Raw genomic sequence first — 26,968 nt, 5'->3', positions numbered from 1 at the left:
GGCTCCCGTCCTGAAAAAATCAAACGAAATAGCTTCGCCGATGCATGAGCATTGGTGATGGATCATCAATATCGAGCGCCGCCGTCTGACCTGGCGCAGCCCGGCTCGCGAAATTACTTCCGCTTCAACGCATCGGCCAAAGCGGCGCCGAAAGCGCCCTGCTGCGCCGGCCGCTCCGGCTGGCGTTGGGGCGCCGGCACACGCGGCACCGGCCTGCTGCCATTGTCGCGCGGCTTCGGTGCGCCACCGTCACCGTCCTTGCGCATCGACAGGCCAATGCGCTTGCGCTTGAAATCGACGTCGACGACACGCACCTTGACCACGTCGCCGGCCTTGACCACCTCGTGCGCGTCCTTGATGAAACGGTCGGCCAGTTGCGAGACGTGCACCAATCCGTCCTGGTGCACGCCAATATCGACGAAGGCGCCGAAGGCCGCGACATTGGTGACGGTGCCTTCAAGCCGCATGCCGGGCTTCAGATCCTTGATATCGTCGACGCCGTCGGCAAAGGTCGCGGTCTTGAAGCCGGGGCGCGGATCGCGGCCGGGCTTTTCCAGCTCCGCCAGGATGTCGCGCACCGTCGGCAGGCCGAAGCGCTCGTCGACGAAGACGCGCGGATCGAGCGCCTTGAGTGCGGCGCTGTCGCCCATCAGCGAGCGAACGTCGCGCCCGCAGGCCGCAACGATCTTCTTGGCCACGCCATAGGCTTCCGGATGCACGGCCGAGGCGTCGAGGGGTTCGCTGCCGTTCGGAATGCGCAGGAAGCCGGCGCATTGCTCGAACGCGCGGGGTCCAAGGCGGGAGACCTTCAACAGTTCGCGGCGGCTGGCGAACGGGCCGGAGGCGTCGCGATGCGCAACGATCGCCTCGGCCAGCGATGCGCCGAGACCCGAAACCCGCGCCAGAAGCGGCGCCGACGCCGTGTTGAGATCGACGCCGACGGCATTGACCGCATCCTCGACCACCGCTTCCAGCGAGCGGCCGAGGCGGTACTGATCGACATCGTGCTGGTACTGGCCGACGCCTATCGATTTCGGCTCGATCTTGACAAGTTCGGCGAGCGGATCCTGCAGGCGCCGGGCGATCGACACCGCCCCGCGCAGCGACACGTCGAGGCCGGGAAATTCCGCCGCCGCCGTTGCCGAGGCGGAATAGACCGAGGCGCCGGCCTCGCTGACGATCACCTTGAGCGGCTTCGGTCCGGACCCGGCAGGCATGTCACCCAGCATGTCGGCCACCAGCCTTTCGGTCTCGCGGCTGCCAGTGCCGTTGCCGATCGAAATCAGCTCGACGTTGTGCAGCCGGATGAGCTTGGCCAGTTCGGCCTGCGTGCCGCGGACATCGTTCTTCGGCGGAAACGGATAGACGGTTGTCGTCGCCAGAACCTTGCCGGTGCCGTCCACCACCGCGACCTTGACGCCGGTGCGAATGCCCGGATCGAGCCCCATCGTCGGCCGCGAGCCGGCAGGCGCGGCAAGCAGCAAATCCTTGAGATTGCGGGCGAAGACGTGGATTGCCTCCTCCTCGGCCCGCTCGCGCAGATCGCGCATCAGATCGAGCGTCAGGTGAAGCGACAGCTTTATGCGCCAGGTCCAGCCGGCTACTTCCATCAGCCAGCGGTCTCCCGGCAACTGGCGGCCGATGGCGTAGGTATCGGCGATCATCCGCTCGACCGGTTTCACCGGTGACACATCGTCCGCATCGACCTCGATCTCGAGCGACAGCACCTCCTCGTTGCGGCCGCGCAGCATGGCCAGCGCGCGATGGCTGGGCACGTTGGCCCAGCGCTCGACATGGTCGAAATAGTCGGAAAATTTCGCGCCCGCCTCCTGCTTGCCATCGACGACGCGCGAGCGCAGGAAGGCGCGTTCCTTCATATAGGTCCGCAACTTGCCGACTAGGTCGGCATTCTCGGCGAACTGTTCGGACAGGATATCGCGCGCTCCCTCGAGCGCCGCCTTGGTATCGACGACGTCTTCGCTGATGTAGGCCAGCGCCAGCTCGGCGGGTACGGCCGTACGGTCGGCGAGAATGGCTTCCGCCAGCGGGCCCAGCCCGCGCTCGCGTGCGATCTCGGCCTTGGTCCGGCGCTTCGGCTTGTAAGGCAGGTAGATGTCTTCGAGTTCGGCCTTGGTAGCGGCCGCAGCGATCTTTGCCTCGAGCTCTTCGGTCAGCTTGCCCTGCTCGCGGATCGAACCGAGGATGGTGTCGCGGCGCGCGTCGAGCTCGCGCAGATAGGCGAGCCGCTCGGCAAGGTCGCGCAGCTGCGTGTCGTCGAGGCCGCCGGTGACCTCCTTGCGGTAGCGCGCCACGAACGGCACCGTCGCGCCGTCGTCGAGCAAGCCGATCGCCGCCGCAGCCTGTTCGGGCCGCGCGCCGATCTCGGCGGCTATGATGGTTGCGATGCGCTTGATGTCGGATGCCATGTCGTACCTGTCGTTGGTCGAAAAGAGCAGCGACCATAGGCGCAGAGCACTGCTGCGCCAACTGCGCCATTTTCAACCCGGCGAGAGGTCCACAGGAAAGGCGCGGCTGTCTGGATCGGATCAGACCATCCGGCTCAGCGCCTCGAAGAAAGAAATCATATCCAGATCGAGCGGATCGTCGACCGGTACCGGCTGCGACGACATCTTTGCGATTACCATTTCGGCCTTCGGATTGACGTAAAGCCACTGGCCGTGGATGCCGATGCCGCAGAAGGCGCCGCTTGCCGCGCCCGTCTGGTACCATTTGTTGCGATAGCGGCCACGCGGAAACAGGAACGCCATCGTGCCGCGTTGCCAAGCCTCGGCGTCACCGCCAGTTTCGGTCGTGTCGCGCACCCAGCTCTCCGGCACGATACGGCAGCCATTGGCCATGCCGCCTTGCCGCATCATCTCGCCGACCCGGGCGAGGTCGCGCGGCGTCACCGAAATGCCGCCGGCCGTACGCGCCGTGCCTTCCATGTCCGCGGTTACCAAAGCTTCGCTGACAGCGCCGAGCGGCTCCCATAATTTCTCGCGCATCAGATCGGCGAAGCGCCGGCCCGACGCACGTTCGAGCAGGATGCCGAGCAGGTCGGAATTGGGCGAACGGTAGCGGAACGTCCGGCCATGCGGCTCGGACAGGCCCTGCAGCGTCATGAGGAAAGTGGCCAGGCTCTCGGTGCCCCCGCCTGGATTCCACAGCATGGCGCGGCGATAGCGGGCGAAGGCGCTTTCCGGATCGAGATAGGCCTCTTCGAAGTCGAGGCTGACACTCATGTCGAGCACGTGCCGCACACTCGCGTCGCCATAGGCCGAGCCTGCGGTTTCCGGGATATAATGGGTCACCGGAGCCTGCGGATCGAAAATCCCCTCCCCTTCCAATATGCCGGCGACAATCGCGGTCAGCGACTTGCTAATCGAAAAGATGATGTGGCGTGCACCGGACTCCATATGCGGCGCGAACCAGTCGCCGACGAATTTGCCGCCCTTAATGATCGTCAGCGCGTCGGTATCGGAGCGCTTGAGAAAAGCTGCGACGGTCTGCGCGCCGCCTGCAAGAGCGACCTTTTCACCAAGTAGCCCGCCGAAATCCTGCGCCGGCGCCTCGCTGCTGCCCGGCTTTGCCGCCACGGCAGCGCTCGGCACCAGTTCACCGACATTCTGGAACGACCACCGGCTGAACGGGCTTTCCCGCCAATTGCCGAGCAGCACCTCCTTGCGGGCAAAGCCATATCTGGTTTCGAACGCGGTCTTGCCGGCCATTGGCGCTTCCTTCGGTCTTTGGCGTTCTAGGCGAGCGCCGCGGCGATGGCGTGCACGGTTTTCAGTGTCGCCACCGAATAGGCGACGTTGGTAAAATTCGGATAGCTCGAAAGCTTCACCACGACCATTTTCGTGTCCCAGTCGATATGGATCAGCTGCCCGAACACGCCCCGGCACATCAGCGCCCGCGAGCGCGGGTCCTCGATCCAGAACTGGTTCCGGTAGCTGCCTTCCGGCAGGCTGGGACTGAAATCCGGTCCATGCCTGCCATTGCGCGTCGCCTCGATCCAGTCGGCCGGCACGACGCCACCGCCATTGTCGAGGATCAGCTGGCCGAAGCGGCCATAGTCGCGCAGCGTGGCGTTGAAGCCGCCATCGGCAACTGCATAGCCGGCGCTGTCGACGGTGAAGCAGGCGCTTTCATCCGCACCGAGTTTTTGCCAGAGCTCTTCCGAGACCAGCTGCGCCAGCCGTTTGCCGCTCACGCGTTCCATTATGAAGGCGAGCACGTCGGTCTCGATCGAGCGGTATTCGAAGGCAGCGCCGTGTGGCCGGCTCTTTTCCTTGAGGCCCAGGATCAATTCGAATATGTGCGACGGCCAGCGGAAGGCCGGATCGCTGCCCGGCGGCACCGGCTTCCAGCCGGTGGCGACGTCGACCTGGCCGATGTCCGAATAGGGATCGGTGTATTCCTCGGAAAAGCGCACCCCGCTCGTCATGTCGAGCACATGCTGCACGCTGGCGCCTGCCCAGCCGGTCGCTTCCAGCTCCGGCAGATAGGTCGTCACCGGCGACGCCGGATCGATCAGCCCGCGCCCGACCAGTATGCCGAACACCGAGGCGGTGACCGACTTCGCCATCGACTGCGACAGATGCAGCGTGCGCTCGGTCATGCCGTTGAAGTAGCGCTCATAGACGATCTTGCCGTCCTTGAGCACGAGAAACCCATCGGTATAGGTCTCGTCGAGCAGCCCGGCCAGCGTCGTCGGCTGCCCCATGCTGTCGTCCACCGGCAGCGGGTCGAGGTTGACCTCGGCGCGCTCCAGCCTGTGGCGATGGCCATTGCCGCGCCAGACTTCGACGGTCGGCAGAATTTCGCGGATATGCTGGAACGCCCATCGATTCCATGGCGGCCGGTCCCAGTCGAGCTTCGGCGGAACCATCTGCGGCGGCGAACCCTGCATGATCGGCGGCGCCGGTTCGCTGTTGCGGTAAGAATTCATCCAATCCCCTTGCACAAGGAAGGGAGGCCGAAGCCTCCCTTCGGTCTGATCCTAGAGCAAGGCTACTTGCGCAAATTGGTCCAGATCTTGTTGTAGATCTCGACCACTTCCGGTGGGCAAGGCGGTACGAATTCCGCCGCCGGTGCACCGGCCGGCGGATTGATTTCCGGCGCGCTGGCGAAATCGGGCGGCAGGAACTTGTGGCTGCCGGTGATGCCGTTATCGTAGCCGGCGAATTCCGAAATCAGCGCCGCGTTTTCGGGAGCCATGACAAAGTCCTGGAACAGCTTGGCATTTTCGAGATTCTTGGCGCCCTTCAACACGGCGACATTGTCCATCCAGCCTTCGATGCCTTCCTTGGGATAGGCATATTTGATCGCCGGGATTTTCTGGCGCGCACGATAGGTCGCGCCATTCCAAGCCTCGGTAACGATCACGTCGCCGGAGGTGATCTTGGTGATGGTGTCGTAGCTGAAGGTCTTCCATGACGGCTTGGCGGCCATCAGTATGTCGTTGACCTTCTTCAGATTGGCCTTATCGGCGCCGCAACGCGGTACGCCGGCGTAGCGCTCGGCCGCATGCATCACAGTGTTGACATCGTCGAGCATGTTGATCTGGCCCTTCAACTCGTCCGGCGGGTCGAACAGGATCGCCAGCGTGTCGATGTCCCCCTTGTATTTGTCGGTGTTGACTTCGAAGGTCGTGGTGCCGAACTGCCACGGCACGGTGTAGTGGCGGCCATTGTCCCAGTAGATGTCGACGAAGCGCGGGTCGAGGTTCTTGCCGTTTGGCATCGCATTGGGCTCGGTCTTTTCGAGCAGGCCCTCGTCGATCATGATCTTCACGGTGTAGTCGGAAGGGACGACGATGTCGTAGCCGGAATTGCCGGCGCGTACCTTCGACAGCATGGTCTCATTCGAATCGTAGTCGTCCAGCGTCACCTTGACGTTGTATTGTTTTTCGAATTTTTCGATCAGCTTGGGGTTGGTGTAGTCACCCCAATTGTAGATGTGCAGCTCGCCGTCAGCGAGCGCAGGCACCGCCCATAAAAGCGCCGCCGTCGACACGGCAGCCATCAGTTTCCTAGACATCACACTCTCCTTTGCCTTCCCATTGATTCACTTGGCCTTGAGTCACTTGGCGCGGCGGCGCGCGATCAGGAACGATATCGAGACGAACAGGATCGAGACCAGCAGCAGGATGGTGGAGATGGCGTTGATCTCCGGCGTCATCGGCCGCCTGATCTGGTTCCAGATGTAGAGGGGCAGCGTCGTCTGCCCGGGGCCGGCGACCAGCTGCGTGATGGTGAAATCGTCGAAGGAGACGATGAAGGCGAGCGCCCCACCCGACAGAACGCCGGGAACCAGCAATGGCAGCGTTATGCGCCTGAAAGCATGCCACGGCGTGGCATAGAGGTCGGCCGCCGCAGCTTCGAGCGTCAGGTCCATGTCCTCGAGCCGCGCCCGGATCGGCATATAGGCGAATGGAATGCAAAAGACGGTGTGGGCGAGGATCAGATTGCCGATGCCGAAATTGAGCCCGAGCGTGCCCGCGATCAGCGCAAAGAACGAGAGCGTCGCCACCGCTGTGATAATTTCCGGAACCATCAGCGGCAGATTGATGATCATGAAGGCGGCCGACAGCCCGCGCCACGGCTTCACCCGGGTCATGCCGATTGCCGCCAGCGTCGCGGCGATCGTCGAAATGATCGTGGCGGTGACAGAGATGATCAGTGTGTTCTTGGCGGCGTTGTGGAATTCCTGGTTGAGCAGCGCACTGCCATACCAACCGAATCCGATGCCTTCCCAACGCGTCACCAGCGAACCGGTGTTCAGCGAAAAGATCATCAGGATCAGGATTGGCGCGTAAAGCACGCAGAGGCAGATGATGGCGATCGAGCGGAACCCCGGCTGGTCCTTGATATCGGCACTGCGGGGGTCAGCCATGCCGCATCTTCCCCGACGTGGTGCGGACATAGAAATAGAGCGCCACCAGCACCGCGGCCATCAGGATCAGCGCCTGTGCGCAACCGAGCGGCCAGTTGCGCCCGGAACCGAATTGCTGGGCGATGAGATCGCCGATCATCAGATGGATGCCGCCGCCCAGGATCAGCGGCGTCACATAGGCGCCGAGGGCTGGAATGAAGACCAGCAGGCAACCGGCGATGATGCCGGGCCGCGACAGCGGGATGATCACGCGCCACAGCACCTGCCGACGGGTCGCATAGAGGTCGTAGGCCGCCTCGACCAGGCGGAAATCCAGCTTCTCCAGGCTGGAATAGAGCGGCAGCACCATGAACGGCAGGAACGAATAGAGCAGGCCGAGCTGGATGGCGAAGTTGGTGTAGAGCATGGTGATCGGCTTCTCGATCACCCCAAGTGCCATCAGCGCGTTGTTGATGAGGCCCTCGTCGCGGATGATGAACATAATGGCGAGTGTGCGCACCAGAAGGTTCGACCAGAATGGGATGGTCATCAACAGCACCCACCAGTTGCGCTGCGCCGGCGGTCGCGTCGCCATGAAATAGGCGGTCGGAAAGCCGAGCAGCAGGCAGATGATCGTCGTCACCACGGCAAACAGAAACGAGCGCAAATAGATGATCAGGAAATCCGGCGTGAACTGCAGCGTGTCGTCGAAAATATCGCGCTGGAACAGGAAGTTCAGATAGGCGTCTGTCGAGAACTTCCACTGCACACCGCCATAGGGTGCTGCGGCGAGAAATGAATAGATGAGGATGATGAGAAGCGGCAGCACGCCGAAGACGCCGATGATGACCAAAGCCGGCAACGAAAGCAGGCGGTGGCGCCTTGCAGTGGCTTTCTCCGCCTCCGCTTCGAATACCGCCGCCTTGGAAAAGGTGATTGCCATCAATCCCTCAAAATGCGCGCGCCATCGTCCTCGAACACGACACCGACCTTGGCGCCCGGCTCGAATGAGACGGCGCCCGAGCGGCTGTTCTGGTGGCGCACGATGAAATCGTCGCCGCCTTCGAGCTTCACGTGATAGTGGGTGTCGGTGCCGAAATAGACGACATTTGCCAGGGTTCCCGAGACCATGCCCTTGGCGGCATCGGCGACGAGATCAGCATGTTCCGGCCGCACCACCACAGTCACCGCCCCGGAAGGGTCGAAGTTTTCCGGAAATCCCGCCGCCACCGTAGCTTCGGACGCGATCTTCACCATTGCGATGCCGGATTTCTTCGACACGACAGTGCCCTTGAGGAAATTGGTTTCGCCAATGAAGTCGGCGACGAAGCGCTCGGCCGGCCGGTCGTAAATATCGCGCGGCGTGCCGACCTGCAGGATCTTGCCGGCCGACATCACGGCGATGCGGTCGGACATGGTCAGCGCTTCTTCCTGGTCATGGGTGACGAAGATGAAGGTGATGCCGGTCTGGTGCTGCAGCCGTTTCAGTTCGATCTGCATTTCCTTGCGCAGCTTGTAGTCGAGCGCCGACAGCGGCTCGTCGAGCAACAGCACTTTCGGCTGTGGCGCCAGCGCGCGCGCCAGTGCCACGCGCTGCTGCTGGCCGCCGGAGATCTGGCTGGTGCGGCGGGCACTCAGCGCCTCCATCTTGACCAGCTTCAGCATCTCGGCAACGCGTGCCTTGATTTCGGCTTTCGGTTTGCCCAGCATCTCCAGGCCGAAGCCGATATTCTCGGCCACCGTCATGTGCGGGAACAGCGCATAGGACTGGAAGACGGTGTTGACTGGCCGCTTGAACGGCGGCAGCGGCGCGATGTCCTGGCCGTGCAGCAGGATTTCGCCTTCGCTGGGGAAATCGAAGCCGGCAATCAGCCGAAGCAGCGTCGTCTTTCCGCAACCGGACGGCCCCAGCAGCGTGAAGAACTCGTTCTCGCGGATCGACACCGAAACCGTGTCGAGAGCTGCGACTTGTACATCCCCGGTACCGAATACCTTGCGGACGCCGCGGACTTCGATTGCACTCTTACCCGGCTGATCCGGCACGCACTTCCCCATTGTTATGTCCGCTCTTGTTGGCGGATCCAGTTCCCATTCGATTGTCAGCATATGCCGGTCGGCTTGGCAACCATGCATCTGAATCTCGGTTCAGAACGCAAGCCCCGTGCCATAGTCAGCGCCACCATTAAACCTGATAAGTGGTCTTGCCGCCGCAAATGGTGCTGACCGGATGCACCTTGTGTAACAAACCCGGTTCAGCTGCCTCGATATCGGCCGACAGCACCACCAGATCGGCCAGATAGCCTGGTTTCAGCCGGCCCTTGCGGTGCTCCATGAATTCGGCATAAGCGCCTTCGACCGTATAGCCCGCAAGCGCTTCCAACAGCGAGAAGCTCTGGTCGGGAATGCCGTCTGCCCAAGGTTTGCGCAGCATCGCCGCCTGAATGCCCAGGATCGGGTCGATCCGCGACACCGGCCAGTCGGAAGCGAAGACGACATGCGCGCCCGCCTGCTTCAGCGTCCGCCAGGCATAGCTCAGCGGCCATCTTTTGCGACCGATGCGCGAAAGCGTCGGCTCCAACGGGAAGTCCATGGCGCCGGGCGGGTGCGGCGGCTGCATCGAGGCGATGACGCCGAGTTCGGCGAAGCGCGGCACGTCGGCGGCAGTGGTGACCTCGATGTGCTCGACCCGGTGCCGGCTGTCGCGTTTGCCGTTCTTCCGCTGCGCCGCCTCGTACCCATCGAGGACCGCGCGCACCGCGCCGTCGCCGATCGAATGCACCGCGACCTGCAGCCCGCGCCGGTCGGCCTCCACCGCCACCTCGGCGAGATGCTCCGGCGTAAACAGCGGCTCACCGCGCCAGCCCGGCCGGTCGGCATAGTCGTCGACCATGACCGCGGTCCAGCCTTCCAGCACGCCGTCGTAAAACATCTTGACCATGCCGGACGACAGCCATTCCGATTGGTAGGAGTTGGCCATGCTCGATGCCTTTTCCAGCCTGTCGAGCGTCATGAAGTTCTTGAAATGAAAAGGTATCTTGGTGCGGCAGAGCAGCCGCCCTTCCTGTTCCAGCCCGGCTAGCAGCTCGAGCTGGTAAAGATTGCCGTCCATGTTCTGGATCGAGGTGATGCCGTGGCGGGCGCACCATTCCAACCCGCGATGCATCAGGTCACGATCGGCCGCGACTTCGGCGGCGGAAGGGTACGGCTCGGGCTCGCCGCCTGTCGCAAGGCCGAGCCGCACGCGGTTCTGCCCGGAAAGCTCGAGGATCGGCCCGAACGCCTCGCCCTCGCGCAATTCGCCCGCCGCGAGCCCGTCGGCGCCCATGACGATCTCATTGCCGGGGCCGAGTTGCTTGCCGTGCAGGATGCCAGCCAGCTCAAGCGCCTTGGTGTTGGCCCACATCGTGTGGTGATCGGAAGCCGACATCGCGAACGGCCGGTCGGCGATGATGCGATCGAGATGATGGCGGGTGACCGGCTCTTCCTTCGAAAGGATGGTGTAGTCGACGCCGGCCCCAAGCAGCAATTTGGCGTTCGGCCGTGCTGCCGCATAGGCGCGGATCGCGTCGCTCAGCGCATCGAAGCCATGCACGCCCTGAAGGTGCAGATTGTCGAGCTCGGCCGCGCCGCCGAAAAGATGCATATGCGCTTCGATGAAGCCCGGCACCACCGAACCGCCTTGCGCATCGATAATCTTCGTGGCCGGCCCTTTCAGCGCCTCGATCGTCCGACGATCGCCAACCGCCAGGATGTTGCCGTCCTTTACCGCCACCGCCTCGGCCGTCGGATTGCCTTCGTCCATGGTCAGCACACGGGCATTGGTGACGATTAGGTCGGCATTTGAACTCATGATTACCCGCGGTTCGGTTGCGCTGCCGGCAGGCTAGACGACCGGCTACCGTGCCAGCAAGCCATGGCTGGTTGGCCCAGCGCCTTGTGAAAGGCAGTGCAGGACGGTTAGGGTCGCCGCGTCTCACCACGGAACAATTTCATGAAGACTGTTTTTTCGCCTCTCCATGCCGGCCATTCCGGCAATGTCGAATTGATCGCCGGCGCCATCGTGCCGGCATTTGAAAAACCTTCGCGCGCCGAGTTCATCAGGGCGCGGGTGGAGAGCGAGAAGCTCGGTCCGATCCTGCCGCCGGAAATCCACGACCTCGCCGCCGCCAGGAAGGTGCATGCCAGCGACTACATCGATTTCCTGCCGACCGTGTGGCCGCTCTGGGAAGCGTCGGGCCGCAGCGGTTCGGCCATTCCCTTCACCTGGCCGACGCGCGGCCTGCGCGGCGACGTGCGCCCGAAAGGCATCGACGCGCTGCTCGGCTTCTACTCCTTCGACGGCGGCGCGACGTTCGTCAAAGGCACATGGGACGCGATCAAGTCGTCCTATGACGTCGCGCTGACCGCCGCCGCGCTGGTCAAGGCCGGTGAGCCGTCCGCCTTCGCGCTCTGCCGCCCGCCGGGGCACCATGCCGGTGCAGCTTTCATGGGCGGCTATTGCTTCATCAACAACGCCGCCGTCGCCGCGCAATGGTTCCGCGACCATGGCGCCGGGCGCGTTTCGATCCTCGACGTCGATTATCACCACGGCAACGGTACCCAGGAGATCTTCTACCGCCGCGGCGACGTTCAGGTGCTGAACCTGCATGGCGATCCGATGACCGAATATCCGTTCTTCCTCGGCCATGCCGACGAACGCGGCGAGGGCGACGGCGAAGGCTTCAACGACAATTACCCGATGCCCTTCGGCACCGGCTGGGACGTGTGGAACGCCTCACTTGAGGACGCTTGCACGAGGCTTTCGGCTTATGCTCCTGACGTCGTCGTGGTTTCACTCGGCGTCGACACGTTCGAGAAGGATCCGATCAGCCAGTTCAAGCTGAAAACGGGCGACTATCCCAGGATCGGCCGCCGCATCGCCAGGCTCGGCCTGCCGACGCTGTTCGTCATGGAAGGCGGCTACGCCGTCGAGGAGATCGGCATCAACGCCGTCGGCGTGCTGACCGGCTTCGAGGACCGCTAGAAGTGCTGCCGGTGCCTGCCAATTACATGGCAGCGCTCGGCAAGCGGTGCCGCCGGCCTGACCGACCGCTCCGCCTGCAGCGGCACGCGCTGGCCGGTCCGCTATCTTGTTGTTGGACCATGATGTTTTTCCAGAATGCGTTCGCCCTTTGCGACATGATGTTCTATTTTTTGAATCCATGGCTTGAGGGGCCGATTCATCGGAAGAACAAACGCGTTTGAGCCCGGGAAAGCATTTATGAACGACGACATACCGGAAAGCGAAAGCGCCTCGGCGCTGGCGCCGTTCCGGCACGGCATCTTCCGGGCGGTGTGGTCCGCCAGCCTCGTCTCCAATTTCGGTGGCCTGATCCAGGGCGTCGGCGCCGCCTGGATGATGACGACGATCGCCACCTCGTCCTACCAGGTCGCATTGGTCCAGGCCTCGACCACCTTGCCGATCATGCTCTTCGCGCTGCTGGCCGGCGCCATCGCCGACAGCTTCAACCGTCGCAAAATCATGCTGATCGCGCAGATCTTCATGCTCGCCGTCTCGGCACTTCTGACCGTCTTCACCTATCTCGACCTGATGACGCCGTGGACGCTGCTCGCCTTCACCTTTCTGATCGACAGCGGCACCGCGCTCAACAGTCCGTCCTGGCAGGCTTCGGTCGGCGACATGGTGCCTCGCACCAAGGTGCCGGCGGCGATCGCTCTCAACTCGATGGGGTTCAACCTGACACGCAGCGTCGGCCCGGCGATCGGCGGCATCATCGTTGCCGCCGCAGGCGCCGCCGCGGCCTTTGCCGTCAACACGCTGAGCTATGTCGGCCTCATCGTCGTGCTGGCCCGCTGGAGGCCGGAACTGCCGGCATCGACCTTGCCGCGCGAGACGCTGGGCGCCGCAATGGGCGCCGGCCTGCGCTACGTCGCCATGTCGCCCAATATCGGCAAGGTGCTGGTCAGGAGCTCGGCTTTCGGCTTCAGCGCCGGCGCGGTCCTGGCGCTGCTTCCCCTGGTCGCGCGTGACGTCGTCAAGGGCGATGCCTTGAGCTACGGCATCATGCTCGGCGCCTTCGGCATCGGCGCCGTCGGCGGCGCGCTGACCAGCGTCAGGCTGCGGCAGCTGCTGTCCAGCGAAACCATGGTGCGCATGGCTTTTGCCGGTTTCGCCGTCTGCGCCTTCAACGCCGCCGTCAGCAATCATGCCTGGCAGACGTCGCTCGGCCTGCTGGTCGGCGGCGCCTGCTGGGTGACTGCGCTGTCGCATTTCAACGTCACCGTGCAGATGTCGACGCCGCGCTGGGTGGTCGGCCGCGTGTTGTCGGTCTACCAGACCGCGACCTTCGGCGGCATCGCGCTCGGCAGCTGGGTCTGGGGTGTCGTTGCCGACGCGCATGGCGCCGAAGTCGCCCTGATGGCGGCCAGCGTCGCGATGCTGGCGGGAGGCGCCATCGGCCTGCTGCTGCCGCTGCCGCAGCAGGCGGTGCTTAACCTCGATCCGCTTAACCGTTTCCAGGAACCGCATCTGGCGCTTGATCTCAAGCCACGCAGCGGCCCCATCGCCATCATGATCGAATATGTCATCCGTAACGAGGACGTGCCGGAATTCCTCGCCACCATGGCCGAGCGCGGCCGCGTTCGCCGGCGTGACGGCGCCCGCAACTGGACCTTGGCGCGCGATCTCGAAAATCCGTCGATATGGATCGAGCACTACCACACGCCGACCTGGGTCGAATACATCCGCCACAACAGGCGCGCCACCTACGCCGACGCCGTCATCGGCGAGCGCATAAGGGCGCTGCACAGCGGCAACGAGCCACCCCGCGTCCGCCGTATGATCGAGCGCCCGACGACAGCAGGCACGGCGCTGGTGATGCCGAAAGGACCGATCGAGCATTAGTGGCCAGCGGGACGTCCAGTTGGTCGAGCAAATGAAATTGCGCCGCCTGGCCCAATCCGCGAATGCACGAACGGGATGGCCATTGCGTAGAGACGGTTTATATCAGTTGATGTGACTATGACCACTAAGGGGAGACGATGCGTTACATACGTCCGCTTTCAATTGAAGACGCCGCCGGGCTGTTGGCCGGTTCAGCCGGCACGGCCGCCATCCTCGCCGGAGGCAGCGACCTCTTGGTGAGAATGAAAGGCGGCTTTATCGAACCCGACCTGATCGTCGACATCAAGGCGATCGACGGGCTTGGCGAGATCAGGGAAACAGCCGAGGGCTTCAGCATCGGCGCGGCGGTCCCCTGCGCAGTGCTGGGCGAGAGCAAGGCCCTGAAGAACGCATGGCCCGGCGTCGTCGAAGCTGCGAACCTGATCGGCTCGAAGCAGGTGCAGGGACGCTGCACCATCGTCGGCAATCTGTGCAACGCCTCGCCGGCCGCGGACAGCGTGCCGGCGCTGGTGGCCGCTGGCGCCAAGGCGGTGGTCGTCGGCCCGGGAACCAGGCGCACGATTGCCGTGGAAGCGGTACCGACTGGGCCGGGCAAGACGTCGCTGGCCAAGGGCGAGATCATCGAGGCAATCCTGCTCGACAAACGTCTGCCGCGTTCGGGCGATGCCTATCTGCGTTTCATTCCGCGCACGGAGATGGACATCGCGGTGGTAAGCGCCGGCGTGAACCTGACGCTCGACGAGCAAGGTCGCGTCAAATCCGCCCGCCTGGCGCTAGGCGCCGTGGCGCCGACGGTGATTCTGGTCGAGGAGGCCGCCGAGGTTCTCATCGGCTCCAAGCTGGACGAAGCCACGCTGGAGAGGCTCGCCAAGGTCTGCTCGGGGGCCTGCCGTCCGATCGACGACAAGCGGGGCACTATCGAATTCAGACGGAAAGTTGCGGGTGTGCTGGCCAAGCGGGCCGCCACGACCGCCTATGCGCGCGCAGGAGGCAAATGATGGCTGGTGTGGCAGTATCAACGACAATCAACGGCGACAATGTCGAGTTCCTTTGCCAGCCGGACGAAACGCTGCTTGATGTGCTGCGCGATCGCCTGGGGCTGACGGGTGCTAAGGAAGGCTGCGGCACCGGCGACTGCGGCGCCTGCAGCATCATCCTCGACGATCGGCTGGTGTGCTCGTGCCTGGTGCTCGGCGCGGAGGCCGAGGGTCGGCACGTCGAGACCATCGAGGGCATGGCGCGTGGCGACAGGCTGCATCCGCTGCAGCAGAAATTCCTGGAGCACGCCGCACTTCAATGCGGCATCTGCACGCCGGGCTTCCTCATGGCGGCCAAGGACCTTTTGGCCAAGAACCCCGATCCGACCGAGGAGGAGATCCGCTTCGGCCTTGCCGGGAACCTCTGCCGCTGCACCGGCTATGACAAGATCGTGCGTGCCGTTCAGGACGCCGCCAGCGTGATGAAGGGAGCCTGACGATGAATTTCGATCCGCGTTACTCCGGACGCAATTTCACCTCTGTCGGCACGCGTCCTATCCGTCCCGACGGCGTCGACAAGGTGACGGGCCGCGCACGCTATGGCGCCGACTTCAACATGGCCGGGCAACTGGTCGGGCGCGTTCTCAGAAGCCCTCATGCGCATGCCACGATCAGGAAGATCGACACGTCGAAGGCGGAGAAGCTCGCCGGCGTCAAGGCCGTGATCACCGCGGCCGACCTGCCCGACCTCACCGACGGCGATGCCGCCATGTACGACATCCTCGACAACTGCATGGCGCGCAAGAAAGCGCTCTATGACGGCCATGCCGTGGCCGCGGTCGCGGCGGTCGATGCCCGCACGGCGAGACAGGCACTGAAGCTGATCGAGGTCGACTACGAGGTGCTGCCGCATGTCACCGACGTCGACGAGGCGATGAAGCACTCCGCACCCCTGGTCAACGACGCCATCTTCACCGAGGGCCTCGAGGAGAAGCCCGTCAAGCCTTCCAATGTCACCAAGCGCACCCAGTATGGCCATGGCGACATCCATGAAGGTTTCGGCCAGGCCGATTTCGTCGTCGAACGCTCCTTCAAGACCGAGCAGACACACCAGGGTTACATCGAGCCGCATGCCTGCGTGGCCAATGTCAGCTCGGACGGCACCGCCGACCTGTGGGTCTGCACGCAAGGCCATTTTGTCTACCGCCAACACTGCGCCCAACTGCTTGGCATGGAAGCCTCGAAGCTGCGCGTCACCTCGTCGGAGATCGGCGGCGGTTTCGGCGGCAAGACCCATGTCTGGGCCGAGCCGGTGGCACTGGCGCTGTCACGCAAGGCCGGGCGGCCGGTCAAGCTGGTCATGACGCGCGACGAGGTGTTCCGCGCCTCCGGCCCGACCAGCGCCACCTCGATCGATGTCAGGATCGGCGCCCGCAAGGACGGCACGATCACGGCGGCCGAGGCGACGCTGCGCTATAGCTGCGGCCCCTATGCCGGCATGTGGGCCGAGATCGGCGCCATGACCGCCTTTGCCTGCTACAAGCTCGAGAACGTCAAGACGGTCGGCTACGAAGTGCTGGTCAACCGGCCCAAGACCGCGGCCTATCGCGCGCCGTCGGCTCCGATGGCGGCGTTTGCGGTGGAAAGCGCGGTCGACGAACTGGCCAAGGAAATCGGCATGGACCCGGTCGAATTCCGGATCAGGAACGCGGCGCAGGAAGGCACCAGATCATCCTACGGCCCGGTATATGGCCCGATCGGCATCGGCCCGACTCTGGAGGCGGTGAAGAACCACCCGCACATGAAGGCGCCGCTCGGCAAGAATCAGGGCCGCGGAATGGCCTGCGGCTTCTGGTTCAATTTCGGTGGCCAGACCTGCACGGACCTCAACATCGGCATGGACGGTTCGGTCTCGCTCGCCGTCGGAACCGTGGATGTGGGTGGTTCGCGCGCCTCGCTTTCGCTGGTCGCGGCGGAGGAGCTCGGTATCCCCTATGAGCAAGTCAAGGCGGTGGTCGCCGATACGTCCAGCCTCGGCTACAACGACATGACGGACGGCAGCCGCGGCACCTTCTCGTCTTCGATGGCGACGATCTCGGCGGCACGCAACGCCATCAAGGTCCTCAGGCAGCGCGCCGCGCAGATGTGGGACATACCCGTCGACGATGTGGTCTGGGAAGAGGGTCACGCGATTGCCAAAGGCGCGACGCACGGCAACCTTTCGCCGCTGTCGCTGAAGGAGATCGCGGCCGCTTCCGGAAAGACGGGCGGACCCATCGCAGGCCACAGTGAGCTCGTCGCCGACGGCGCCGGCGTCTCCTTCGCCACCCATATCTGCGATATCGAGGTGGATCCCGAGACCGGCTCCACCAGGGTGCTGCGCTACACCGTCGTTCAGGACGCCGGCAAGGCGGTGCATCCGACCTATGTCGAGGGGCAGTATCAGGGGGGTGCCGCGCAAGGCATCGGCTGGGCGCTCAACGAGGAGTATATCTACGGCAAGGACGGGCGGTTGCAGAACCCCGGCTTCCTGGACTACCGGATCCCGGTCTGCTCGGACCTGCCGATGATCGACACACAGATCCTCGAGATCCCCAACCCTAACCATCCCTACGGGGTGCGCGGTGTCGGCGAGACCTCGATCGTGCCGCCGCTGGCGGCGATCGCCAATGCGGTGTCGAACGCGGTCGGAGTGCGCATGACGCACATCCCGATGTCGCCGCCGCGCATCCTGGCGGCGCTCGAGGCAGAACGGGAAGGCTGATGGTCGAAGTAACGCTCTGGGGATCGCTCGCCGCGATCGCCGGAGGCAAGAGCAAGGTCGAGATCGAGGCGAAGGATATTCGGGAGCTGTTCAGGAAACTGGCTGAACAGTATCCCGGCCTCGAGCCCTACATCGATCGCGGCATCGCCGTCGCCATCGATGGGACGATCTATCGCGACACCTGGTCGAAGGAATTGCCGGAAGGGGCGGAGATATTCCTGCTGCCGCGTCTTGCCGGGGGATAATTTGGGCTCGACCTCAAGCCGCGAAACGGCCTCGTGCAGCCAACCTCGAGCCCGCCCGTAGCTGGCTTGGCAGCAATTTTTCGCTATTGTGGCAGCCGACTGTTCCGGTTGCGGCCGACGGACGAAGCCGGGCGACTCCGGCCAACCGAAGGGACATGCAATGCCCTACATATGGTCCAGATAAATGGTGCAGTGAGGGCCTGCATGCAGATCGCATCCAAGCCACGCGTCCGCCTGGCAAGCCGTCAGGAACTGGATGAAATTGGCGGGCTCGTCTCCGACGCTTTCGCATCGTTACGGCCCGTTCTGGCGCCACACATCTTCGAGCCCTACGTGAACGATGCACGGGATGTCGCGGGGCGATGGACGAAGGCTAGCGTCGCGGTGCTCGAAGCCGAGGGACGGCTCGTCGGGACGGTCACCTACTACGCCGATGCCGCCTTTGACGGCATGGGCTGGCCGCCCGGGCTGGCAGGCCTCAGGACCCTCGCGGTTGCTCCCTCGGCACGGGGCCGCGGATATGGCCGCGCGCTTTGCGAATGGTGCGTCTTGCAAGCGCGTCTGCAGGGCTCAGGCGGCCTTGCGCTTCACACCGCCTTGTTCATGACGTCTGCATGCAAGCTGTATGAGAGCCTTGGCTTCGAGAGACGCCCCGCCCACGACCTTTTTGCATCCGACATTATTGGTTTTGATCCAGCTCTCGGCGATCAGAAGATCATCGCCTACCTGCTGCCGCTCAAGCAGGTCGAGAGCAGCCGCGATCGATAATGTTCGATCACCGTTGGAACGGAGGGGTCATCATCTCGCTTCCGCATGCTGTCCGCAGCTTCCACCGTTTGTCTCGATGCGAGCAGATCCTAGTCTTTCGTATAGTCAGGCCCAAAACGGGTCGGCAGGTTGTCGGCGAGTTTCAACCAAGGGAGCTTCTCCTCAAAAGCGACATGCAGCGTAGGTGCAAATTTTTCTGGCTCCTCCATCGCTGCCGCAAAAAAATGCATGACATCAGACATGTTCTTTGAGCGGAAGGACAGCGGCGTGCCACAGTGATCGCAAAATGTTCTTTCCACACCGGGAGAAGAGTTGAATACCTTCGGTAGCTTGCCCAGCCATCGCCATTGACCGTTCAAGACGCCAATATAGGAGGTCATCGGCGCAGAACATTGCCGCCGACAACTTTCACAATGACAGACCACGCAGGCCTGTGCCGGGCCATCGACTTCAAAAGCAATAGCGCCACATAAGCAATGACCACGCATGCAAATACTCCTTGAGTCAACAAGGACAGCTTCATGCCTGGGCGTGAGGGAGGCGCCACGAAATGCGCCGAGCTGGCGCCCAGTTCCGACATTCGGCGCCGGCGATCGTCCTCGCGTGCGCGAGGCGTTGCCTCCAAGCTGCGGGCGCTGGCGGATCAGGCAATCTTCGGCAAAGACTTTGGAATACTGGAGAACCTCGGGAGGAAATGTGGCTGAGATTGTCAATACAGCCGTAGAGCACATTGAGAGTTTCCATGCGGCTCTCGACGTTGTCGCGCGGGAGAGAAAATACCTGACCATGCTTCAAGCGTTCCCGCTTCCCGAGACACGCGATTTCGTCTTGAATATGATTAAGCAGCGAAACCCGCATATCGCGGCGACGGAAGGAAACCGTGTTGTGGGATGGTGCGACATCACCCGCCATTTCTTTCCATCCCACGCTCATCGCGGAAGTTTAGCGATGGGAATCATACCCGGTTTTCGTGGACAGGGATTGGGCCGTCGCCTCATCACCGCCGCATTAGAAAAAGCTCGGCAAGAAAACTTCGTTCGCATTGAACTCTCGGTGCACGCCGATAACAGCCGGGCCATAACGCTGTATGAAAAAACTAGTTTCGTTACGGAAGGTGTCCTCAGGCGTAGCGTTTGCATTGATGGTCGCTATGTCGACGCCATATGCATGGCTGTGATGCTTGACGGTCAATGACGGATGCTGGCGCATCCCGGACGACAGTATGTTTGAACGCCTTGATCCTGCTAGTTAACTTCGGATGTTTTCCGACGGCTTCCGGTCAGCTTTGAGCCGATTGGAACGTGGCGAAGGAAGCCCCTTTCGACAACTTCCGGAGCGAGGCTTGGCCAGGCGCGAGGCGCGATTGCCTCCGCATCGAGGGCATTTGAAACCGAACTTCCAGCGTCTCGTTGCGAAGTAGTCGGCGCATGCGTAATCGGCCTAGCAGGTCTATCGCAACCCGAACACCACAGTGGAATTGCGGTCACTTCTTTGGCCGTTCGGATCACGAACATCGTGTGGTATCGCGCGACGTTGCTTCGGTCTCGGAACAGGCGCTCGCACAGCGCATCGAACTCTTCCATCGCGAGGGTCCGTTCTGAGCGCACAGCGATGCTGGTCTCAATGTCCGAGATGAGACGCAAAGCAGCCATGCCGCCGTCGGGTGCGAGACTCTGATTTGGTGACAAGCAAAACAGCGGCCCCCTACGGCTCGTCCCGCACATCGCGCAAATTAGACACAACGCGGCGGTTCTGCGACCTGCAGGCGGTGTCGGGGCACTCGCGGACGAGCCTGTCCTTGCCGTAGCCCTTGGCCCACATGCGGTTGCGGTCTATGCCGCCGGCGGCGAGGTAGTCCATCACCGCATCGGCGCGCTGCTGCGACAGCGCCGTTTCACTTGCGCCGGGATCGTCGGCGAAACCCTGCAGCTTGAGCAGCCAGCGCGGATGCTTTGCTAACCAGGCGATCTGGGTGTCGAGGGTGGCCTTGGCGACAGAATCGAGCGCGGCCGAACCTTGCGTGAAATAGGTGCGGCGGCCGACATTGAGGATAAAATCCTCCTCGCTGCCCGGCTGCACGTTCTGGAAGCCGGCAACCTCGGTGTTGGTGACGTCGGGCGTGGAAGGGGCCAGCGTGTTGCTGGTCGAGCAGGATGCGACCAACACCAGCAGGCCGGCGGCGAGCAGCCGGCGCGTGTTTTCAATCATGCGGTTCATGAGGCGCCAATCATTCGACAGTGGTGGAAGCGGGCGCCTGGTCGGCGATGTGCGGCAGGACCTGCACCGCGGTGCCGATCGGGCAGCGCTGGTAGAGGTCGATGATGTCTTCCGGGAACATGCGGATGCAGCCGCTGGAAGCGTCGGTGCCGATGCTCCATGGCTCCAGCGTGCCATGCAGGCGGTAGCCGGTGTCGGCGCCGTCGCGGTGCAGATAGAGCGCGCGCGGCCCGAGCGGATTGTTGGACGCGCCGCCTGCGATCATGGGCGGTAGTTCCGGCCTGCGCTTACGCATTTCGGGGGGCGGGACCCAATCCGGCCACAGCGCGCGGCGGTCGATCGTCGCGCGGCCGTACCATTTGAAGCCCTCCTTGCCGACGCCGACGCCGTAGCGGATGGCGGTCTTGTTTTCCATGATGACGTAGAGGAAGTGGTGGCGCGTATCGACCACGACGGTGCCGACCGGCTCGCTGCTGAAATACTTGACGATCTGGCGATGCCATCTCTTGTCGATCTTGGCGAAGTTGGTCTTGCGATAGACAAAATTGTTGTCGCTGGCGGTACCGGCGAAAAAGGATTTTGCCGCCGCGGCTTGAGCAATATTGCTGGTTGCACCCACCGCGACCAGCGCCAGGCCGCCAAGCACGACACCCCTGCGTGATAAAACCATCGGCAATATTCCCCCATGCCTAAAGCCTGGCGGACCATAGTTGAGAATTATTTCGCCTCAAAGTGGAAAATGCTGCGGTGCTTCAGTCCGCCGGGAACGAACGGTCCGGTTCTGGGACGAACTAGCCAGAAGGTGCCATTCCGCTGGCGCCCCATCTTGGCCGCAACGACGTTACTTGCCGTTGCCTGAAAACAACTGCGGCGCCGCGTTGGCCGCCTTGCGCCAGCACCTGCCTCTTGACGCTTCCGGCCGTGATACGCTCCTACCAATCGGTCATCATGCGTGTGGCCGAAGGCGGGTGACGAGCGTGGCGAGTTCCGCTTGACGGTATGTGTTGGTTTTGGCGAATACCTCTTTGAGCTGGGTGCGCGCGGTTTCGCGGCTGACGCCGAGTGCAATTGCCGCCGCAGCATCCTCCCGTTTGACCAACCGGATGGACGCGCCGAGATGATGTCCTTCATTCCACGCTTCGCTGGTCGGAGAAAACCCGAACGGGCACGAGGCGTGCTATTCCCTCTGGCGGTGAGCCTGACAACGTCGCTGTCGGCCACGGCGGAGCAGGTTTCCTCGGTGGATCTCGAACTGGTTCTTTGTGTCGATGTATCGTCTTCAATGAGCGAGACGGAACAACGGCTGCAGCGGGAGGGATATGTCAACGCACTGCTCGATGCCGCAGTGTTGCAGTCCATTTGAATCCGGCCGGCGTGGTAATGCCCATATCGGTCTCCTTCGAGCAATATGAATCATAAGCCGTCCATCAAAGGAATCCTGAATCCCTTAATTCGCGACTGACTTTAGCCCGGTGGCAGGGCAGCCACAGGGTGGACATTTCAGCCCACATGGAAAATGATCATGTTGCCATGCACAACACTGCAATGCTCTGATCTCGACGAGAAGCCTGAGCGTAGAAGCGGATCAACCGACCTCCGGTCCAGCGAGCGAGGACGCAAATGGACACCCCAGAGAATGGGCAATTGCATCGCGACGCGGGCGGGCGACCCCGTCGATCGGCCGGCTGGCTTGCCCGCGCCGCCATGTCGGCGGCATTCCTGCTCGGCATGGCTTTCAGCAGCACTGTGTTTGCGCAGGACCAGCAGCTTCCCGAGGTGACGGCGGCCAAGCCGGTGGTCCGTGAAATCGTCGAAGACGACGAGTTCGTCGGGCGCTTCGAATCCGTCGACCAGGTCGCCATCCGTTCGCGCGTCAGCGGCTATCTGGACAAGGTCAGCTTCCAGGACGGCGCACTGGTCAACAAGGGCGACCTGCTCTTCACCATTGACCAGCGTCCGTACCAGGCGGCTTATGATGCCGCCAAATCGCAAGTGGACGTCGCCAAGAGTCTGCTCGAATTCTCCAAGATGCAGCTGGATCGCGCCGACGAACTCGCCAAGACCGGCAATATCTCAACCGCGACGGTCGACGACCGCCGGCGGGAATACCTTTCGGCGCAGGCGCAGATGCAGGGCGCGACGGCTGCGCTGACGACGGCCAGCCTGAACATGGAATTCACCGAGATCAAGGCGCCCTTGTCCGGCCGCATCGACCGCCGGCTGGTGTCGGTCGGCAACCTCGTGCAGCCGGATACCACCTTGCTGACGACCATCGTTACGCGCGATCCGATCGACTTCTATTTCGACGTCGATGAGCGCCTGTATTTCAGCTACGCCCGCGACGCGAAGGAGCGTGGCGGCAGCATGCAGGAAGGCGCCGGCGGGCTCGAGGTGGTGGTTCGCGTCGCCGACCGCGCGGAGGCGGTATTCAAAGGCAAGCTCGATTTTGCCGAGAACCGGATCGACAACGCGACCGGCACCATGCGGGTGCGTGCAAGGTTTCCCAACGCCGACGGCATTCTCCAGCCAGGCATGTTCGGGCGCATCAACGTGCCGGGGTCGCTGCCGCATAGCGGCGTGCTGGTGCCCGACGAGGCGATCGGCGCCGATCAGGATCGCCGCATCGTGTTCCTGGTGGATGAGGCCGGGATGGTGTCGGCGAAGCCCGTGCGCACCGGCCCGCTTCTCGACGGCTACCGGGTGATCCGCGGGGGCCTGACCGGCGACGAGACGATCATCGTCAACGGGCTGATGCACGCCAGGCCCGGCACCAAGGTGAAGGTCGAGATGGTGACATTGCCGCCCAAGGCCGAGACCGCCGAGTTGCAGCAATGAGGTTCGCACATTTCTTCGTCGACCGTCCGATCTTCGCATCGGTCGTTTCGATCGTCCTGCTGGTCCTCGGCGGGATTGCTTATACCCAGCTGCCGGTCGCGCAATATCCCGAGATCGCGCCGCCGACCATCGTCGTTCGCGCGCAGTATCCGGGCGCCGACGCCGAGACGGTTGCAGCGACGGTGGCAACGCCGATCGAGCAGGAGATCAACGGCGTCGAGGGGATGCTCTACATGTCGTCCTATTCGTCGGGCGACGGGGCGATGGCGCTGACCATCACCTTCAAGCTGGGCACCGATCTCGACCAGGCGCAGGTGCTGGTGCAGAACCGCGTGTCGGTCGCCGAGCCGCGCCTGCCCGAAGAAGTCCGCCGCCTCGGCATCACCACCACCAAGAGCTCGCCCGACCTGATGATGGTCGTGCACATGCTGTCGCCCGACAATACCTACGACCAGCTTTACGTCTCGAACTACGCCCGCTCGCGGGTGCGCGACATACTGCTCAGACTCGACGGCGTCGGCGACCTCATCATCTTCGGCGAACGCGAATATTCGCTGCGCATCTGGCTCGATCCGGAAAAACTGTCCGCCCTGGGGATGACCTCGGGCGATGTGGTGCAGGCGTTGCGCGACCAAAACGTCCAGGTGTCGGGTGGCTCGATCGGCGCGCCGCCGACCAGCACTGGCATGGCGTTCCAGTACACGGTCACCACGCAAGGCCGCTTCAACGACGCACGCGACTTCCGATACGTGATCGTCAAATCGACCGACGACGGCCGCCTGATCTCGCTGCAGGACGTGGCGCGCATCGAGCTCGGCGCCAAGGATTACGTCACCAACTCCTATCTCAACGGCAAACCGGCGGTGGCGCTCGCCATCTTCCAGCGGCCGGGCACCAATGCGCTCGCCGCAGCCGCGGAGATTCAGGACAAGATGAAGGAGCTTTCCCGCGACTTCCCGAAGGGGTTGAGCTACGACATCGTCTACAATCCGACCGAGTTCGTCGCCGAGTCGATCCAGGAGGTCTACAAGACAATCCTCGAGGCGATGCTGCTGGTCATCATCGTCATCATCGTCTTCCTGCAATCGTGGCGCATGGCGATCGTGCCGATCGTGGCGATCCCCGTGTCGCTGATCGGCACGCTGGCGGTGCTTTACGCCGCCGGCTTCTCGCTCAACATGCTGACGCTGTTCGGCCTCGTTCTGGCGATCGGCATCGTCGTCGACGATGCGATCGTCGTGGTCGAGAACGTCGAGCGCAATATCGCCAGAGGGCTGGCGCCCAATCCGGCGTCGCACCTGACCATGGACGAAGTCGGAACGGCGGTCATCGCGATCTCGCTGGTGCTGATAGCCGTGTTCGTACCGACAGCCTTCATCCCCGGCATTTCTGGGCAGTTCTACCTGCAGTTTGCGATCACCATCGCGGTGTCGACGGCGATCTCGGCATTCAATTCGCTGACGCTTTCGCCGGCGCTGGCCGCACTGCTGTTCAAGCCGCACCACGCCGCGGCGGCGCCGCCGCGCTTTTTCCTGGCGCGGTTCGGACGCGCGCTCGCCGACGGCTTCAATCGCGGCTTCGACAGGGTCGCCCACTGGTATTCGAGCATCATCCGCGTGCTGGTCGGCTCGTGGATAACGATCGCCGCCATGCTGGCCGTTTTCGCGGCCCTCATCTACGCCACGGTCTACATGGTGCAGGCGGTGCCGCGCGGTTTCATTCCGTCGCTCGACCAGGGCTATGCGATCGTCGTCGTCCAGTTGCCGGACGGCGCCTCGCTGTCGAGGACCGATGCGGTCATCCAGCAGGCGTCGCAGATCATCCAGAAAACGCCAGGCGTCGACTACGCAGTCGCCTTCGCCGGCTTCTCCGGCGCGACCTTCACCAACGCCAGCAACGCGGGCGTGATCTTCGCCAGGTTCAAGCCCTTTGACGAGCGACTGAAAGCCGGCCAGTCGGCGACCCAGGTCATCGGCAATCTGTTCGGCAGCCTGCAAAGCATCAAGGAAGCCTTCATTATCGCACTGCCGCCGCCGCCGATCCGCGGCGTCGGCAATGCCGGCGGCTTCAAGCTGCAGATCCAGGAGCGCAACAGCGCCGACATGCGGCAGATCCTGGCGCTTGCCAACGAAATCGCCGGCAAGGCCAACAAGACGCCGGGGCTGACGGGCGTGTTCACCACGTTCTCCGCGTCGAGCCCGCAATTCTTCCTGGCGATCGATCGCGACAAGGCGCGCATCCTGAACGTGCCGATCCCCAACATCTTCGAGACGCTGTCGATCAATTTGGGCACCGCCTACGTCAACGACTTCAACGCTTTCGGGCGCGTCTACCAGGTGCGGGCGCAGGCCGACCAGGCGTTCCGCCTCGATCGCGCCGACATCTTGAAACTGAAGGTGCGCTCGGCGACCGGCGCGCTGGTTCCGCTCGGCACGTTGATCGAGATCCGCGACGTCACCGGCCCGGCGCTGGTCCAGCGCTACAACATGTACGTCTCGGTGCCGCTGCAGGGCAACGCCGCGCCCGGCGTTTCCACGGGCGACGCGCTGGCATTGATGGAAGGGATCACGACAAAGACGCTGCCGGCCGGTACCTCCTATGAATGGACCGAGCTCGCCTATCAGGAGCGCAACACCGGCAATGCCGCTGTCTATATCTTCGGACTGTCGGTGCTGTTCGTGTTCCTGGCGCTGGCGGCGCAATATGAAAGCTGGGTGCTGCCGTTCGCCATTGTGCTGGTGGTGCCGCTCGGCGTGCTCGCGGCGTTGCTCGGCGTGTCTTTCCGAGGGCTGGACAACAACATCCTCGTGCAGATCGGCCTCATCGTGCTGATCGGGCTTGCCGCCAAGAACGCGATCCTGATCGTCGAATTCGCGCGCCAGGCGCAGGAACGCGGCCTGTCGGCCGCCGAGGCTGCCGTCGAAGCCTGCCGGCTCAGGCTGCGGCCGATCCTGATGACCGCTTTCTCGTTCATCCTCGGCGTCGTGCCGCTGGTGATCGCAACTGGCCCGGGCGCAGAAATGCGCCAGTCGCTCGGCACCGCGGTGTTCTCCGGCATGCTCGGCGTCACCTTCGTCGGCCTGTTCCTGACGCCGGTGTTCTACGTCACGCTCAGGTCGCTGTTTTCACGGCGCAAGCCCCGTGCCGAGGCCGAGCCTTCGGAGCCGGCAGAGGCGCCATCGGAGACGGCCGCCGAGTAGGGTAACGAATTCGCCGCGTCGGGCGCGGCTTATCACTCCAGAAAATCGGCGGCGCGTAACGGCCACGATCTGCGCGACAACCGCGGCCTCCGGAGTCCTCGCTTGCGATGTCTGCTTTCAGGACGCGGCGAAGCTGATCTCTACGACCGAAATGAGGCGCAAAGCAGCCATTCAGGATTCGG

Annotated in this window: 22 protein-coding genes and 2 pseudogenes; 11 read left to right on the top strand and 13 right to left on the bottom strand. The window is 63.3% G+C overall.

Annotation, left to right across the window (positions count from 1 at the left end; genetic code table 11):
• Window positions 1-113: 113 nt before the first annotated feature.
• The 8 genes from NKH70_RS09075 to NKH70_RS09040 all read right to left on the bottom strand — a co-directional run bounded on the left by NKH70_RS09075 (window position 114) and on the right by NKH70_RS09040 (window position 10,726).
• Window positions 114-2,426 (bottom strand): Tex family protein, encoded by a 2,313-nt coding sequence (locus tag NKH70_RS09075; RefSeq protein ID WP_352912611.1) that lies wholly within the window; start codon window positions 2,424-2,426, stop codon window positions 114-116.
• Between the two features lie 120 nt (window positions 2,427-2,546).
• Window positions 2,547-3,728, bottom strand: a complete 1,182-nt coding sequence (locus NKH70_RS09070) for a serine hydrolase domain-containing protein (RefSeq protein WP_352713415.1) — start codon at window positions 3,726-3,728, stop codon at window positions 2,547-2,549.
• A gap of 26 nt (window positions 3,729-3,754) precedes the next feature.
• Window positions 3,755-4,951 carry a serine hydrolase domain-containing protein gene (locus tag NKH70_RS09065; protein ID WP_352713417.1) on the bottom strand — a complete coding sequence of 399 codons (1,197 nt, stop codon included), beginning with the start codon at window positions 4,949-4,951 and terminating at the stop codon, window positions 3,755-3,757.
• Between the two features lie 62 nt (window positions 4,952-5,013).
• Window positions 5,014-6,042 carry an extracellular solute-binding protein gene (locus NKH70_RS09060; protein WP_352713418.1) on the bottom strand — a complete coding sequence of 343 codons (1,029 nt, stop codon included), beginning with the start codon at window positions 6,040-6,042 and terminating at the stop codon, window positions 5,014-5,016.
• Window positions 6,043-6,084: 42 nt separating this feature from the next.
• Complete coding sequence (locus NKH70_RS09055) at window positions 6,085-6,897, bottom strand: ABC transporter permease (protein ID WP_352713421.1); 813 nt, start codon at window positions 6,895-6,897, stop codon at window positions 6,085-6,087.
• Window positions 6,890-7,819 carry an ABC transporter permease gene (locus NKH70_RS09050; protein WP_352713423.1) on the bottom strand — a complete coding sequence of 310 codons (930 nt, stop codon included), beginning with the start codon at window positions 7,817-7,819 and terminating at the stop codon, window positions 6,890-6,892. Before NKH70_RS09050 ends, NKH70_RS09055 begins: the two co-directional genes overlap by 8 nt.
• On the bottom strand, window positions 7,819-8,919 hold the full coding sequence (locus NKH70_RS09045) for an ABC transporter ATP-binding protein (RefSeq protein WP_352714565.1): 1,101 nt from the start codon (window positions 8,917-8,919) through the stop codon (window positions 7,819-7,821). The genes NKH70_RS09050 and NKH70_RS09045 overlap by 1 nt, the downstream gene beginning before the upstream one ends.
• Window positions 8,920-9,058: 139 nt before the next feature.
• Window positions 9,059-10,726 carry an amidohydrolase gene (locus NKH70_RS09040; protein ID WP_353025122.1) on the bottom strand — a complete coding sequence of 556 codons (1,668 nt, stop codon included), beginning with the start codon at window positions 10,724-10,726 and terminating at the stop codon, window positions 9,059-9,061.
• Window positions 10,727-10,867: 141 nt separating this feature from the next.
• Here NKH70_RS09040 and NKH70_RS09035 point away from each other — a divergent pair, with 141 nt between their 5' ends.
• The 7 genes from NKH70_RS09035 (at window position 10,868) to NKH70_RS09005 (ending at window position 18,534) form a co-directional block, all read left to right on the top strand.
• On the top strand, window positions 10,868-11,899 hold the full coding sequence (locus NKH70_RS09035; protein ID WP_352713429.1) for a histone deacetylase family protein: 1,032 nt from the start codon (window positions 10,868-10,870) through the stop codon (window positions 11,897-11,899).
• 237 nt (window positions 11,900-12,136) lie between these two features.
• The gene (locus NKH70_RS09030; RefSeq protein WP_352713432.1) at window positions 12,137-13,780 is read left to right on the top strand and encodes an MFS transporter; all 1,644 of its coding nucleotides are present in this window, start codon (window positions 12,137-12,139) and stop codon (window positions 13,778-13,780) included.
• Window positions 13,781-13,917: 137 nt separating this feature from the next.
• Window positions 13,918-14,778 carry an FAD binding domain-containing protein gene (locus NKH70_RS09025; RefSeq protein ID WP_352713436.1) on the top strand — a complete coding sequence of 287 codons (861 nt, stop codon included), beginning with the start codon at window positions 13,918-13,920 and terminating at the stop codon, window positions 14,776-14,778.
• Window positions 14,778-15,254, top strand: coding sequence for a (2Fe-2S)-binding protein (locus NKH70_RS09020; protein WP_352713439.1), 477 nt, complete (start codon window positions 14,778-14,780; stop codon window positions 15,252-15,254). Before NKH70_RS09025 ends, NKH70_RS09020 begins: the two co-directional genes overlap by 1 nt.
• Before the next feature lie 2 nt (window positions 15,255-15,256).
• A complete protein-coding gene (locus NKH70_RS09015; protein WP_352713442.1) occupies window positions 15,257-17,521 on the top strand; it encodes a xanthine dehydrogenase family protein molybdopterin-binding subunit in 2,265 nt (754 codons plus the stop codon).
• Window positions 17,521-17,766, top strand: a complete 246-nt coding sequence (locus NKH70_RS09010; RefSeq protein WP_352713444.1) for a MoaD/ThiS family protein — start codon at window positions 17,521-17,523, stop codon at window positions 17,764-17,766. Before NKH70_RS09015 ends, NKH70_RS09010 begins: the two co-directional genes overlap by 1 nt.
• A gap of 204 nt (window positions 17,767-17,970) precedes the next feature.
• Entirely contained in the window at window positions 17,971-18,534 is a 564-nt protein-coding gene (locus NKH70_RS09005) for a GNAT family N-acetyltransferase (protein ID WP_352713446.1), read from the top strand.
• Window positions 18,535-18,623: 89 nt separating this feature from the next.
• Here the strand turns inward: NKH70_RS09005 and NKH70_RS09000 are convergent, their stop codons facing one another.
• Window positions 18,624-19,022, bottom strand: a complete 399-nt coding sequence (locus tag NKH70_RS09000; RefSeq protein WP_352448190.1) for a GFA family protein — start codon at window positions 19,020-19,022, stop codon at window positions 18,624-18,626.
• Between the two features lie 208 nt (window positions 19,023-19,230).
• Between NKH70_RS09000 and NKH70_RS08995 the strand changes: the two genes are divergently transcribed.
• Window positions 19,231-19,728: a GNAT family N-acetyltransferase gene (locus tag NKH70_RS08995; protein WP_352713449.1), complete on the top strand. Its 498-nt coding sequence runs from the start codon at window positions 19,231-19,233 to the stop codon at window positions 19,726-19,728.
• 54 nt (window positions 19,729-19,782) lie between these two features.
• On the opposite strand, the pseudogene NKH70_RS08990 reads toward NKH70_RS08995, so the two are convergent.
• The 4 genes and pseudogenes from NKH70_RS08990 to NKH70_RS08975 all read right to left on the bottom strand — a co-directional run.
• Window positions 19,783-19,959 (bottom strand): annotated as a pseudogene (locus NKH70_RS08990) (hypothetical protein); the annotation flags it as partial.
• A gap of 44 nt (window positions 19,960-20,003) precedes the next feature.
• A pseudogene (locus NKH70_RS08985) lies at window positions 20,004-20,117 on the bottom strand (Lrp/AsnC family transcriptional regulator); the annotation flags it as partial.
• Between the two features lie 121 nt (window positions 20,118-20,238).
• On the bottom strand, window positions 20,239-20,751 hold the full coding sequence (locus NKH70_RS08980; protein WP_352664401.1) for an OmpA family protein: 513 nt from the start codon (window positions 20,749-20,751) through the stop codon (window positions 20,239-20,241).
• Between the two features lie 10 nt (window positions 20,752-20,761).
• On the bottom strand, window positions 20,762-21,421 hold the full coding sequence (locus NKH70_RS08975) for a L,D-transpeptidase (RefSeq protein ID WP_352713452.1): 660 nt from the start codon (window positions 21,419-21,421) through the stop codon (window positions 20,762-20,764).
• A gap of 282 nt (window positions 21,422-21,703) precedes the next feature.
• On the opposite strand from NKH70_RS08975, the gene NKH70_RS08970 reads away from it, so the two are divergent.
• The 3 genes from NKH70_RS08970 to NKH70_RS08960 all read left to right on the top strand — a co-directional run bounded on the left by NKH70_RS08970 (window position 21,704) and on the right by NKH70_RS08960 (window position 26,786).
• Window positions 21,704-22,114 (top strand): DUF1194 domain-containing protein, encoded by a 411-nt coding sequence (locus tag NKH70_RS08970; protein ID WP_352713455.1) that lies wholly within the window; start codon window positions 21,704-21,706, stop codon window positions 22,112-22,114.
• A 341-nt stretch (window positions 22,115-22,455) separates the two neighbouring features.
• Entirely contained in the window at window positions 22,456-23,586 is a 1,131-nt protein-coding gene (locus NKH70_RS08965) for an efflux RND transporter periplasmic adaptor subunit (RefSeq protein WP_353025138.1), read from the top strand.
• Entirely contained in the window at window positions 23,583-26,786 is a 3,204-nt protein-coding gene (locus NKH70_RS08960; protein WP_352713458.1) for an efflux RND transporter permease subunit, read from the top strand. The genes NKH70_RS08965 and NKH70_RS08960 overlap by 4 nt, the downstream gene beginning before the upstream one ends.
• Window positions 26,787-26,968 lie beyond the last annotated feature (182 nt).

It is taken from the genome of Mesorhizobium sp. M0991 (assembly GCF_040318915.1).
GTDB lineage: Bacteria > Pseudomonadota > Alphaproteobacteria > Rhizobiales > Rhizobiaceae > Mesorhizobium.
Note: the sequence above shows the minus strand (reverse complement) of the source record. Positions and strands in the feature narration are given on the sequence as shown.